12 protein-coding genes and 1 pseudogene are annotated in these 12075 nt (G+C 47.3%); 9 read left to right on the top strand and 4 right to left on the bottom strand.

The window, feature by feature from the left end; all coding sequences use genetic code 11:
* Positions 1-171 precede the first annotated feature (171 nt).
* Positions 172-447 (top strand): hypothetical protein, encoded by a 276-nt coding sequence (locus tag JNUCC31_RS13610; RefSeq protein WP_192271883.1) that lies wholly within the window; start codon positions 172-174, stop codon positions 445-447.
* Here JNUCC31_RS13610 and JNUCC31_RS13605 read toward each other — a convergent pair.
* A pseudogene (locus JNUCC31_RS13605) lies at positions 384-512 on the bottom strand (DUF4385 family protein); the annotation flags it as partial. The gene JNUCC31_RS13610 and the pseudogene JNUCC31_RS13605 overlap by 64 nt on opposite strands.
* A 156-nt stretch (positions 513-668) precedes the next feature.
* Here JNUCC31_RS13605 and JNUCC31_RS13600 point away from each other — a divergent pair.
* From JNUCC31_RS13600 to JNUCC31_RS13590, 3 genes are all read left to right on the top strand, one after another.
* Entirely contained in the window at positions 669-1136 is a 468-nt protein-coding gene (locus tag JNUCC31_RS13600) for a YfbM family protein (protein ID WP_192271881.1), read from the top strand.
* 97 nt (positions 1137-1233) lie between these two features.
* Positions 1234-1371, top strand: a complete 138-nt coding sequence (locus tag JNUCC31_RS13595) for a hypothetical protein (RefSeq protein WP_192271879.1) — start codon at positions 1234-1236, stop codon at positions 1369-1371.
* A gap of 208 nt (positions 1372-1579) precedes the next feature.
* Positions 1580-3085, top strand: coding sequence for a copper amine oxidase N-terminal domain-containing protein (locus tag JNUCC31_RS13590; RefSeq protein ID WP_228469650.1), 1506 nt, complete (start codon positions 1580-1582; stop codon positions 3083-3085).
* Positions 3086-3203: 118 nt separating this feature from the next.
* Here JNUCC31_RS13590 and JNUCC31_RS13585 read toward each other — a convergent pair whose 3' ends face one another.
* The 3 genes from JNUCC31_RS13585 to pdxR are packed head-to-tail and all read right to left on the bottom strand — an operon-like array spanning position 3204 to position 6042.
* Positions 3204-3662: a GNAT family N-acetyltransferase gene (locus JNUCC31_RS13585; RefSeq protein ID WP_228469649.1), complete on the bottom strand. Its 459-nt coding sequence runs from the start codon at positions 3660-3662 to the stop codon at positions 3204-3206.
* Complete coding sequence (locus tag JNUCC31_RS13580; protein WP_192271877.1) at positions 3659-4579, bottom strand: D-alanine--D-alanine ligase; 921 nt, start codon at positions 4577-4579, stop codon at positions 3659-3661. The genes JNUCC31_RS13585 and JNUCC31_RS13580 overlap by 4 nt, the downstream gene beginning before the upstream one ends.
* Before the next feature lie 11 nt (positions 4580-4590).
* A complete protein-coding gene (pdxR, locus tag JNUCC31_RS13575; RefSeq protein WP_192271875.1) occupies positions 4591-6042 on the bottom strand; it encodes a MocR-like pyridoxine biosynthesis transcription factor PdxR in 1452 nt (483 codons plus the stop codon).
* Between the two features lie 674 nt (positions 6043-6716).
* Here pdxR and JNUCC31_RS13570 point away from each other — a divergent pair.
* The 5 genes from JNUCC31_RS13570 to JNUCC31_RS13550 all read left to right on the top strand — a co-directional run bounded on the left by JNUCC31_RS13570 (position 6717) and on the right by JNUCC31_RS13550 (position 12023).
* A complete protein-coding gene (locus tag JNUCC31_RS13570; protein WP_062323036.1) occupies positions 6717-7073 on the top strand; it encodes a nucleotide excision repair endonuclease in 357 nt (118 codons plus the stop codon).
* 261 nt (positions 7074-7334) lie between these two features.
* Positions 7335-8084 (top strand): Bax inhibitor-1/YccA family protein, encoded by a 750-nt coding sequence (locus tag JNUCC31_RS13565; RefSeq protein ID WP_192271873.1) that lies wholly within the window; start codon positions 7335-7337, stop codon positions 8082-8084.
* Between the two features lie 272 nt (positions 8085-8356).
* Positions 8357-9574: an ABC transporter substrate-binding protein gene (locus tag JNUCC31_RS13560; RefSeq protein ID WP_192271871.1), complete on the top strand. Its 1218-nt coding sequence runs from the start codon at positions 8357-8359 to the stop codon at positions 9572-9574.
* 49 nt (positions 9575-9623) lie between these two features.
* Complete coding sequence (locus JNUCC31_RS13555) at positions 9624-10670, top strand: ABC transporter substrate-binding protein (RefSeq protein WP_228469648.1); 1047 nt, start codon at positions 9624-9626, stop codon at positions 10668-10670.
* Positions 10671-11162: 492 nt separating this feature from the next.
* Entirely contained in the window at positions 11163-12023 is an 861-nt protein-coding gene (locus JNUCC31_RS13550) for an alpha/beta hydrolase (RefSeq protein WP_192271869.1), read from the top strand.
* The last annotated feature ends 52 nt before the right edge of the window (positions 12024-12075 follow it).

The following is a 12075-nucleotide window of genomic DNA, read 5'->3' as shown; positions in this document are numbered from 1 at the left end:
AGGTTATGCCTGGTAACGGAAATAACAAGCCATAAGTATATGAAGGGTATCCCGTGTAGATAATACAAACAAAACTGAATAGTACAAATAATTGGACTCCCTGCCTATGAAGGTTCAAAGCTACATTCACCAAGCCTGGACTTATGGAGTAATACAAAGGAGGTTTGAATTATGAAACCATCTGATCAAGTTTGGAACGTTATTAGTAAGTATGAGGATTCTGGTTTTCATCAAATGAGAGGAAAGGCTTTTACATATAAACTTGTCCAGAATGCGGTTATACTCAGCACAACGAGCATAAAAATCCCGAGAAGCCATTTCGAGAAAGCTTGGGAGCGCATGACGGTAACTGGACCGGGCGCACTCCAAGATCTGAGAGGTCACGAGGATTCTTTCGCAATTTCAGGTGTTTTGAACCGCCAGTGCGGTAAGATTTCGCTTTTGTAGTGATCCACCATTAATACCCCTTGCTCTCCCCGGCCAACGGTATACAGCTCGGGCTGTTTGCGCAGATCAAGCTCATCATAATTGAGGCTATAATCAAACTTTTTGTGGAATTTGTGCCTCCTTGTAAGTTTTGTTCCTTTTCACCTCTTTACCCCGATTCTTGTACAACGTGCACGGTTAATGGGAAAGAAGAGAAGTCAATGCGTAGGAGGGATACGGGTATGGGCATGTCCGGCAGATATCTTGTGGTGACCAAGGAATTGATTGAATCCATCAAATCAGGGGAAGTCAGTGTGCATGATTGTTCGGTCGATCTGGATATCGATAAAATGTGGCAGATGATTCAGTTTACATTGACTGGTGACATGGTGCACGGAGAGCCCCCTCTGGGCTATGTGGTCCCTATGGCAGGTGAACAATATATAGGCAATTATTCAGATATGGATCTGTTCCTCCTGACCAACGAACAGGTCCTTGAGGCGTACATGGCGTTAGAACAACTGACACCTGAGGAATTGAAGAAACGGTTTAGCCTGGAGCAAATGGTGGCTGAGGGTGTTTACCCTGTCATGGATGATTGGGACGCAGAGGAGACATTCCAGGAAATCGTTCAGACACTGGACGATGTTCAGGCTTTATATCTGGCAACGGCTGCAAGCGGGAACGGGATTGTCTTTTATATTTTCTAAGTTCCTGTCTCCGTCTGTTTAATTCATCATCATTCCGGTTATGGATAGAAACGAGGGCATATTTGCTTAAAATCCGGTAGAAGAGAGGGAATACGATATGACACAGGACCAGAATGAAGAAAACAAGGCCATTCAGGATGACGAACCGGATCAATTCGAGTCCCCTGCAAGCGCCGATGGCGAAGAAGCGGATGAGAACAGCGACAGCGAGGCAGAGGGCAAAGAACAAGAGTAAACTTACTGTTGATGATTGCATCAATAGTGCGATTAAACTCAATGGCGATACATGTTGAAAAATAACGTCAATCAGAGGTCGGACAGCTGTCCGGCCTTTTTTTGGTATTTATTTGTCGATCCGGTTTACAACAATTACCTGTAACCCTCATAATAGGAGTGAACCACATTTTTCCTAAGGAGGAGATCGTATCAAAAATCACAAGCTATTGAAGTGGATTGCCGTACCACTCGTTTTAATGATGGTTGTGCTTACGGGATGTCAGGCCGTAGGTGGCGTAGATATTGGCAAAGCCATTGCCAACAGTACAACCGTCAAATCCGGTGAATCCAAACAGTCCATGCATATAAAAGTTGAACCTGCAGCAAACCTCGTCGATGAGGATGCGTTTCAAATGATTGAACTCATTAATTCCGTTTCATTGAATATTGATGATGCCAAAGTGAAGGACTCCAGCACGGCGTCTATCAAAGGTACACTGAGTATGCAAGGAAAGAAATTGCCTTTCCATCTGTCGATGGATAAATCGGAAATGGTCATTGATGTTGACGGAGCGCAGAAGCCTCTATACATATCTTTGGCGGATAACACGCTTCCTATGCTAGATACGAAGGCGTTGGAGAAGCAGATCGAGGAGCTTTCCCCGAAACTGCTGAACTTTGCGCTGAAGCATTTGTCCAACCCGAAAAATATTTCGGTAACTCCGGTACAGGAATCGGTTAACGGTGAATCACTCAGCCTCTCCAAGCTGCATGTGGAGATCAGTGGGGAAGAGCTTCTTGCCATGGTTAAACCGTTTCTGACCAGTGTTGCTCAGGATGAACAAGGACTCAAGGATCTGATTGGGGATCTGTATGATGTGTTCTACCCTATCCTCGTTACGATAAACACGGTTGATCCTGGCGACGGCAGTGCCCTGCCTTCTGTTATTAGCGAATCACGGGATGCTGAGGTTGCTTCATTGTACGAAATGATTAAGGGTGGTCTTGACGAGATTCTGGCCAATTACGACAAGGAACTCAACAGTTTGTTGACTGAGACACCTGAACTGAAGACGGTGTTCGGAACAGAGACCAAGCTCAAATTGGACTTCTATCTGGACAGCGCATTGAATATTCGTAAACAGAACTACGATTTCAAAGTAGCGTTGCCTGCCTCGGAAGATCTGCCGATTAAATCGGTATCCGTATACGGTGATAGCGAACTGTGGAATATTGGCGGACCGGTGACTGTGGATGCCGTGGACAAAACGGGTGGCGCAATCGATCTGATGCAAGGAGACATCACGCCAGGTCAGATGCTGCGTAATTTTGATTCCAATTCACTTATGTATCAGCTGTTGAAAGATGAAGCGGGCATTACGCGTAAAAATGTCATGCTGTATCCGGACGACGAATCCTATGGCGCAATCACCGTTAAAAATACAACATTTGTTCCTCTGCGCTATCTGTCCGAGGAATTGGATGCTGAAGTAAAATGGACCAAAGGATCGGAGAAAATCGTTGTCATTGACGATATCACTGGCAATGAGATTGTCCTGACTGTAGGTTCCAAGAAGGCAACCGTTGCAGGCAAGGAAGTAACGATGGTTGAACCCGCTTATGTAGGCAAAAACGGCAAAACCTATGTTCCGCTGCGCTTTATGGCAGAATCTCTTGGAGCATCTGTAGATCAGGAAAAAGAAACAGGCTGGATTTTCATCGACCGGCCATAATTAGTAGAAATCCTAGATAACGCCCGTTTCCGGCCTTTGTGCTGGAAACGGGCGTTTTTGTGGTTACCCTGTAAAGAATGGTGAATTCAATCCGGAAGCCGTCATGATGTCATCAGCGTCAGCTATGCTGCAAGGCCTTCGGCTTTTTGCTAAACCCGGTACTTCCCGCAGTAAAGCCCATCTGTTGGTAGAATTTATGCGCAGCTTCACGATCCGGGCGATTGCTGCTGTTCAGGGACAAGGAGTCCACGCCATGAGTGGCTGCCCACTGCTCCGCTTCCAAAATAAGCTGACGACCTATGCCGGTGCCTCTGAACTGGTCATGCACGATCAGAGCCAGGATGCGGCAATGTCGTCCGTTCTTTTCATACAGGTAAGATGTCTGTAACCCAATTAATCCAACGACACGGCCACGGACTTCGGCAACCAACGTTGCAAAATTTGAATCCGCAGCGATGTGCGAATAACGCTCCTTCATCTCGGCATACGTGGTTGGATAACCGAGTTGATCCATAAGAATGACCATGTCCTGCAGATCTTCGTTTGAACTGTGACGAATCGTTATATTCAGACTCATGATCGAGTCGCCTCCTTTTGACGTTCTTTTAACGAGAGATCAATGATGGAATCCAGCAAACTGGCAAAGGAAATACCTGCAGCGGCTGCACTTTTGGGCAGCAGGCTGTTCCGCGTAAGCCCCGGCAGCGTATTCACCTCAAGTACATAGGGCATGCCGTTCCGAATCATCATGTCCACACGGGCATAGACACTGCATTTTAGAACCCGGTAACAGGTGAGTGCGGCAGCTTCTACACGTTTATGCAAATCCGCAGGCAAATGGACGACCTGCTCTTCAGCGCCGCCATCATTGTATTTGGAGGTATAATCGAAAAACTCCGCATTTGAACGAATTGAGATTACTGGAAGCATCTGACCATCGAGAACGGCGCAGGTGATTTCCTCGCCAGCGATATATTGTTCGATCATGACAACTTCGTCCCAAACAAGCGCCGCTTCTACAGCTGCATGAAGAGCCGAAGGTTCCTGCACGACTTGCGTTCCGATGCTGGAACCGCCTGAATTGGGTTTTACCACCACAGGATAGGTTAATTGCTGCACAGTGGCTGATGACAATTCATCCAAACTGCTCACCTGAAGCCACTCGCCGGTAGGTACGCCCGCATGCTGGATGAGGCGTTTGGACATATCTTTGTCCATGCATACGCTGCTTGCGAGTACACCACAGCCTGTGTATGGAACGCCGAGCGACTCCAACGTGCCCTGTATGGTACCATCCTCCCCATACTTACCATGCAGAGCGAGCAGTGCGACATCCAGTCCCGCCGCTTTTTCAATGAGATCCCGTTTGCTGTTGATCTCCACCGGAATAACTTCATACTTCACTGTATCCAGATGATTGATCATCTCCTGTCCGGTGAGCAGGGAAATATCCCGCTCCGAAGATGTGCCACCCATAATCACGCCAACTTTCATGTGTATCCTCCTCATCTCATTTGAGCAATGGTTTCGCCAATGATACGAATGCCTTTGCGAATGTTCTCATCGCTGACCCGGGAGAAGCCCAGACGCATCGTATGTTGTCCCTGCCCCGGTTCAAGATAAAAGGTATCGCCGGGCATAAAGGTAACGCCCTTTGCCTTGCAAGCGGTGAGCAGATCTCTCGTCCGGTATTCCGGTGGGAATTGTACGAACAGGTGAAGACCGCCTTCGCCTGAAACCCGGCACATCGGCAGATGCTGCCGCAAGCAGCGAACGACCAGCTCATATTTACGCTTATATTCCGTACGGGCCCGCTTCAGATATTTCTCGAAATTGCCATTGCTCAAATACTGATAGAGCAGGGACTGGTCCAGTGTCGAGGTATGAATGCTGCGCGCTCGTTTCATGCTTTCCAGATAATCAATCAATGCCGCATCCGCAATGACCCAGCCTACGCGCAGGCCCGGAAACAGCACCTTGGAGAAGCTGCCCAGATACACCAGCCCGTTCCCTTTGCCCACACTGGCAATAAGGGGAGAGACATGGGAGCCGGAATAGCGCAATTCCTCGTTAAAGCCGTCTTCGATGATCGGTACCTGGTACTGGTTCATCAACCGAATAATCTCGGCACGTTTGGCAGGTGATGTCACGATCCCGGTTGGATTGTGATAGGAGGGCACGAGATAGGCCAGATCATACGGATTTGCTGCAAGTTCCCGTTCCAGCTGCCTCAGATTCAGGCCATCTGGCTCCATATCGACACCAGTGAGTTGAAATTGATGAAGCCTCAGATTTTTGACCGCAGTATGATGTGTCGGGTTCTCACACAGGGCCCTGCCGCTTTTTTTGCGTAGTGCGCTCAGGACCAGATCGAAACCTTCCGTAAATCCATTGGTGATTAGAATATCTTTGCCGCTTAGGTCAACACCCTTATTTTCCATATAACGCAGCAGATACTTCATGAGAGGCCTGTAGCCTTGCGCATATCCGTAATTCAGCAGCACTTCGCCTTCAAGAGACATCCGATCGAGGAAGGCCCTTTTTACATTGTGCATGTCAAACAGCTTCTCATCGGGTGCAATGCTGGTAAATGAAATCTCACCGCGCTCCGAGCCGGAGCCATGCTTCATCAGATCATATTGCTCCGCCTGAATCGCGTAGTCGCTGACACGCTCGTTCCAGTCCACCTGCCACCCGGCTGAAGCCTCAGGCGTTTCAACAGTGGAGCTGACGTAGTTGCCTTTGCCTTTGACCGCGTAAATCAGACCCTCCTCTTCTAGTTCAGCATAGGCGAGCAGGACCGTGCTGCGGCTCACTTTCATAAGTGTGCTGAGTTCACGGGTGGAAGGAAGCTTTTGTTTGGCTTGCAGGCCGCCTTTAAGCATCAATCGCTTCATATAATCTTTGACTTGTATATATACAGGGCGGTCCTCCGTGAGTTGCAGATCGGAATACATCCCATCACTCCCTCTTTTGCAATCTTGCCATATTATAACCCCAGCAGAAAGAACCACGATACCTCTGTTTCCCTACGGAGTGGTTGGTTGTTTGCGCAAACGTAAAAAAGCCCAGGCATTATGCCGGGCTGGGGTGAAACGGTGATCCGTCTTTTTATAGTTCTGCTGCTATGACGTTCTAGGTGGCGCTGCATGACTAATCTCTCTAGGATCGATAGCTATCTGTCCTTCTACGTGTGTCTATTTACTCTCGTACGGCTATAATTGCAGGCTTTCTAAGTGAATCCATTTCTACAATGGCCAGTTAAAATTCTAGGATCTTTCTTCGTTTGCTTGCTGCAAGGGTCGAATAGATGTTGAATCGGAAAGCTATAGGTCTGGGTTCTTGCTAACTGTACTCCTGTCGTGCGCGCGTAACAGAATTCAGTATGAAAAAGATCATCAATCATAGGGTACAATAGACGGAAGTAGATATAAAGACGTATGTCTTAGTGCCCAAATTCTTCCTCATACCCCTATAGTACCACTTTGAATCAGGGAAGTTAACCTTTTTTTTGAAATATTTGTCGTAATAGTTGAAAAAAGCGTGAATTGTGCGTCATATAGAATGAAATGGTGTCCTTATGGGATATATGATAGGATGTAAACCTATAGATAACGAGGAAGTGAGCCTATTGATTAATATTACTGTGCCAACACCAGATGTCACCATCACGAAGCAGGCTGACCCACAGCTCAGCCACATTTATGGATTCACCGATTTCCACCTGATTACAAGGGAAAAAGGCGGTATCTTTATGTTTTACAATGCCGCTGGTGAGTTGTTATTTGTCGGTAAAGCACGAAAATTAAGACCGCGCATCAAAAAGCATTTTGAAGATACCGTATCACCCATGAAGTCACACCGCGAGGAAGTAACCACCATCGAAGTGTGTGTTATTGAAGATCCGGTCGATCGCGAAATTTACGAGACCTATATCATCAACACGATGCGTGCGAAATACAATGTAGACAAGGTGCTGTACAAATAGGTATCTCGAATATAGCCCAAGAGCGATAAGAATCAGAATCAAATGATGGAATGTGCAGAATAAGTGTAAAAGTATTCTTCGTAACGTTTGGGACATATAGCCTATACCTTGCGTCAACAGACAAGGATGTGATCTGCGGATTGCATCCCACGTCTGCTTAGTAGCATTAGATTTTTTTAATATGTAATTCGTAAAATGAGCAATGTAGAACGTAGAGATGGTAGTACAGGATGAACCAAATACATAGAAGAGGTGATTGTTTTGATCGGACGTAGCGGTAACCCAACACTCAAAGATAGTACATTTGAAAACTCCAGCGGGTATGGAGATGATCGGTATCAAAGTAACATGACGATCAACGGTACGGTAAACAAGGCGTTTATTACGCTGATCATCCTGCTGGGCAGTGCATTTGCAACCTGGATGATGTTTTTCAATGGGCAGGAAGTGCTTCCTCTCGCATACGGAGGGGCAATCGCCGGATTTATCCTCGCATTGATTATTTCGTTCAAGCCTGTTGCGGCGCCTTACCTTGTACCGATCTATGCGGTCGCAGAAGGGCTGTTTCTGGGTGCGCTCTCGGCTACGTATGAGTCGTTGTACAACGGCATTACGTTGCAGGCTGCTTTATTGACCATGGCAGTATTCATCGCGCTGCTGATGGCATACAAGACAAGACTGATCAAAGCTACGGAGAACTTCAAGCTGGGTGTTGTAGCTGCAACCGGGGGCATCATGATCATGTATCTCCTGAGTTTTGTACTTGGTTTCTTCGGTATTACCGTTCCCTATCTGCATGACAATAGCCTGATCGGAATTGGCATTTCTGTCGTAATCGTCATTGTGGCCGCGTTGAATCTGGTGCTTGATTTTGATTTTATTGAAAGTGGTGCCGACAACGGTGCTCCGAAATATATGGAGTGGTACGGTGCATTCGGATTAATGGTTACGTTGGTATGGTTATATATTGAAATCATTCGTCTGCTTGGCAAGCTGCGGAGCCGGGATTAATTCACTTCAACTTTTCCAATCCAATCCAATCATGCAATTCATCATCAAAAGCTAACTCGTGCTCAAGCATGCAGTTAGCTTTTTCGGCGTTTATTGGATTGTCTTAACATCGGATTGTGTCCGTTTTTTCATATATGAATTGACTGAATGGAAAAGAATGTGATATTTTAATTGATAATGATTATCATTTTCGTTAAGGCGATATAGTAACAGCTTTAATTCACTGTACATCTCATATCAAACCGATCAAGCAGATCGAAAGGAGTGGCCTTATGTTACTGGAAAATGATTCGCAGACCTCTGCGCACTTGCCCGTTACCGGCCGCAGTCCCAAGACGGATCTTGCCAAGGTAAAAGGATATATGGACGAGCACTATGACGAACCATTGTCTATTGCGGATCTCGCCCACAAAGCCAATATCAGTGCGAAATATTTCGTGGATCTCTTCAAGAAGACCTATGGACAGAGTGCAATGGAATATCTGACCGATCTTCGCATCAATCGGGCCAAACGATATCTGAAAGAAACCGGGTACAAACTTCGTGAAATCGCGCTGAGGGTAGGCTATAGCGATGAGTATTATTTTAGTCGCAAATTTAAAAAGGAAGTGGGCGTATCTCCTTCGGATTATGCCAAAAATGCGAGAAAACGCATCGCCACCTGCTCCTCCAGCATCATTGGACAGCTTCTGGCGCTTAATGTCATGCCTGTCGCTGCGCCGATTGATCCCAAATGGACCGCTTATTATTATAACGCGCACCGTACAGAGATTCAGTCACACTTGAGACTGACAGATCCGTATACCAGCTTGAGATTTGAAGCCAACGTGGAACGACTGGTTCATATTCGGCCGGACGCTGTTGTGGGTACGGATCAGATCAGTGATCAGGATCAGGCCAAACTGGCTGAGATTGCACCTTGTTGTTTTGTGCCGAAGTATCACCTGGATTGGCGTGCACAGTTACGCATGATTGCCGCTTTTCTGGAGAGGGAAGAACAGGCGGAACAATGGATCAGTGTATACAACCAACGAGTCCAGAAGGCGCGCGATTCCGTACAGCAGAAAGTGGGCCGGGAGAAGGTCATCGTTGTCCGAGTGTACGGGCAGCATCTATATCTATATCGTAATCCGGGTATTGAAGAGGTTTTGTACGATAATGGTTTACGGCTGGATACGTTCCCTGATGTTCAGGCCAACACGCCGTTAACATTGGAACAGCTGGCTTTGCTAAATCCGGATCGGATTCTCGTTATGGTGTGTCCTGAGGCAGCATCGCGGGCATACTGGCTCAGCTTACAACATTCGCCTGTATGGCGTCAGCTTAAGGCAGTAAAGCAATATCAGATTCATCTGATTACAGGTGATCCCTGGTTTGATTACTCCGCCGTAGGCGTGATGCGTATGCTGGATGAAGCTCTGCTGATTTTCACGGGATATTGTCCAAATGTATATCTGGATAACGTCCATGGTGATTCCCGGGCAACATGACATATAATCCATCTATCTAAATGAGAATGTTTATCAAGGGGGATAAGTCATGTTTAAACAGAAAAAAGATTACGGACTCCGTTCCGTTCGTCCATTTCGTAGTGCCGGTTTCTCGGCCATGCTCGTACTGGTATTGATTACGGGGCTGCTGTCTGCCTGTGGTACCAAATCAGAAAATGCGGGAGAAGCACAGAAAGAGCAGCCAACAACGGAGGCATCGACCACGGCATCATCTGGAACGTCAGTGGCAGAAGATGCAAAGGAAGAAACTACAGGTGAACGAACGGTAAAAGATGACTTGGGACATGATGTACTCGTTCCTGAGCATACAGAGCGTGTCTTTGCACCGTACCTGGAGGATTCTCTGCTGACACTAGGTATCAAACCGGTAGCCCAATGGGCAAGCGGAACGCAAGGGCATGTTTACCTCCAGGATCAACTGAGCGGTATACCTACCCTCGATTTCTCCAGCGGATTGCCCTCCCCGGAAGCGCTGATGGCGTACAATCCGGATTTTATCATTTTACACACGGCCCAATATGCCGAGAACGGTGTATATGAGAGTTATTCCAAAATTGCACCCACCTACGTATTTACGAATGCTTCAGGTGATGTAGAGAAGTCTTTGCAGGTAATCGGCGATTTGCTGGGCAAAAAGGCTGAGGCTGAAAAAGCCATTGAGACGTACCATGCGAAGGTCGATGACGCGAAAGCCAAGCTCGCAAAAGTGACCGAGGGCAAGAAAGCAGCCATTATTCGTTTTGCTCCTCGGGGTATCAGCATGATGGGCGGTAACTATTTCAGCGGTTATGTGGTTTATCAGCAATTAGGGCTTGGCAAGCCTGCACTGGTGCAAACCGAGAACAGCGCAACGGTGTCTACCGAGGTGTTGCCTGAGATTGATGCCGACTTTATTTTTACGGTGGAACAAGGTCCTGGCAGCATGAAAGAACTGACGGATACCAAAGTCTGGAATAGCATGCCTGCGGTTAAGGCAGGACATGTATACGCTGTGGAGCCGGCCCCGTGGCTGGGTGGAGGTTTGATCGCTTATGGTCATGTCATTGACGATACGTTGAAGGCGTTAACGCAATAACCCAGGAATTTTATTAATGAATTGATCTTCCATATGACATGAGAAGTACAGCTCCCCGCGGAGCACCCGAAACCGGACATGATTCCAGCGTTTCAGGTATGCCGTGAGGGAGTTCTTTTGTTTTTACGTGCAACCAGGTCGATTACACAAATATAGAAATATGGAGATAATCAAAATCATTTCTGGATATCGTCCATGGGACAGCCGGATCGACTCTCTTATAATTGGTAATGAGAATCAATCTCACACATTTCAATAATATTATTAAACATAACAGTATAAGTTGAGTTTATGACTACACAGAAACGGAGACGTCAGAAACAACCTGGAGAAGCGGAGCGTTCGCCTTTATCTCCGGATTTCTCCCTTTATAAAAGGGGATAGAGGAAATCTGGAGATAACAGCGATTGGAAGGTTATTCTGACGGCGGAGTGTATGTGTAGTTCAGTATTCAACTTATATACGCAGAACAACGAGGAGGAACCATCCGTAATGACGTTTCAGCCCAATCAACCCGCATCTGACCCCCTTAAACATATCGAACGCAGTACCATACAGATTCCGCGCGCCGAACAATGGACCATGAAATCCCGCAACGGCAATCATGCCTATCAGATCATGGTGTTCCAACCGGCAGAAGCGCCACCGCCTTCGGGGTATCCGGTGATCTATCTGCTGGATGCCAACTCTGTGTTCGGAACGATGGTGGAAGCCGTTCGTGTACAGGGACGCAGACCGGAGAAGACCGGAGCACTTCCGGCCATTGTTGTTGGCATTGGATATCCAACGTCAGGCCCTTTTTCGCCGCACCGATACTATGACTTTACCCCGCAGGCCACTACGGAATATACCCGGAAGTCGGACGGAACCCCTTTGCCGGAACAGGGCGGGGCCGATGAGTTCTTGCAGTTTATTGAGGAGGAGCTGAAACCGGATATTGAACAACAGTTCCGGATCGATCGGAGCAGACAGGCCATATTTGGACATTCGCTTGGTGGATTGTTCGTGCTGCATACCTTGTTCAAGAAACCGGAAGCTTTTCACTATTACATTGCAGGCAGCCCTTCGCTTCACTGGAATCAGAACGTCATGCAGGCGGAGGAACAGGAATTTGTCGCACGGCTGGAGCAGCATCCTGTGAACGTCAAGGTGTGGATTGGCATGGGTGAACAGGAGAAGACACATCCTGCGCGCAACAATGATAAGGCTTCGAGTCTTACGGAACGGTTATCTGCGCTGAATCAGCCGGGTCTGGACATTAAATATACCGAGTTTGAAGAAGAGAATCATGTATCCGTATTGCCGTTTCTGATTAGTCGTACGATGCGTTTTGCCTGCAGCCCGGAGTCGTAGGTGGAAAGAGACGGAGCATTTTTCAATCAGAGGGATCGGTATGGGAGATTGG

Origin of the sequence: Paenibacillus sp. JNUCC-31 (assembly GCF_014844075.1) — a bacterium.
GTDB lineage: Bacteria > Bacillota > Bacilli > Paenibacillales > Paenibacillaceae > Paenibacillus.
This window is presented reverse-complemented; position numbering and strand designations above follow the sequence as displayed.

Bases quoted from the DNA above. Each gene is read 5' to 3' on its own strand.
- JNUCC31_RS13550 (WP_192271869.1), top strand. From the start codon at position 11,163: ATGACGTTTCAGCCCAATCAACCCGCATCTGACCCCCTTAAACATATC.
- JNUCC31_RS13595 (WP_192271879.1), top strand. From the start codon at position 1,234: ATGACACAGGACCAGAATGAAGAAAACAAGGCCATTCAGGATGACGAA.
- JNUCC31_RS13560 (WP_192271871.1), top strand. From the start codon at position 8,357: ATGTTACTGGAAAATGATTCGCAGACCTCTGCGCACTTGCCCGTTACC.
- JNUCC31_RS13580 (WP_192271877.1), bottom strand. From the start codon at position 4,579: ATGAAAGTTGGCGTGATTATGGGTGGCACATCTTCGGAGCGGGATATT.
- JNUCC31_RS13555 (WP_228469648.1), top strand. From the start codon at position 9,624: ATGTTTAAACAGAAAAAAGATTACGGACTCCGTTCCGTTCGTCCATTT.
- pdxR (WP_192271875.1), bottom strand. From the start codon at position 6,042: ATGTATTCCGATCTGCAACTCACGGAGGACCGCCCTGTATATATACAA.
- JNUCC31_RS13585 (WP_228469649.1), bottom strand. From the start codon at position 3,662: ATGAGTCTGAATATAACGATTCGTCACAGTTCAAACGAAGATCTGCAG.
- JNUCC31_RS13600 (WP_192271881.1), top strand. From the start codon at position 669: ATGGGCATGTCCGGCAGATATCTTGTGGTGACCAAGGAATTGATTGAA.
- JNUCC31_RS13610 (WP_192271883.1), top strand. From the start codon at position 172: ATGAAACCATCTGATCAAGTTTGGAACGTTATTAGTAAGTATGAGGAT.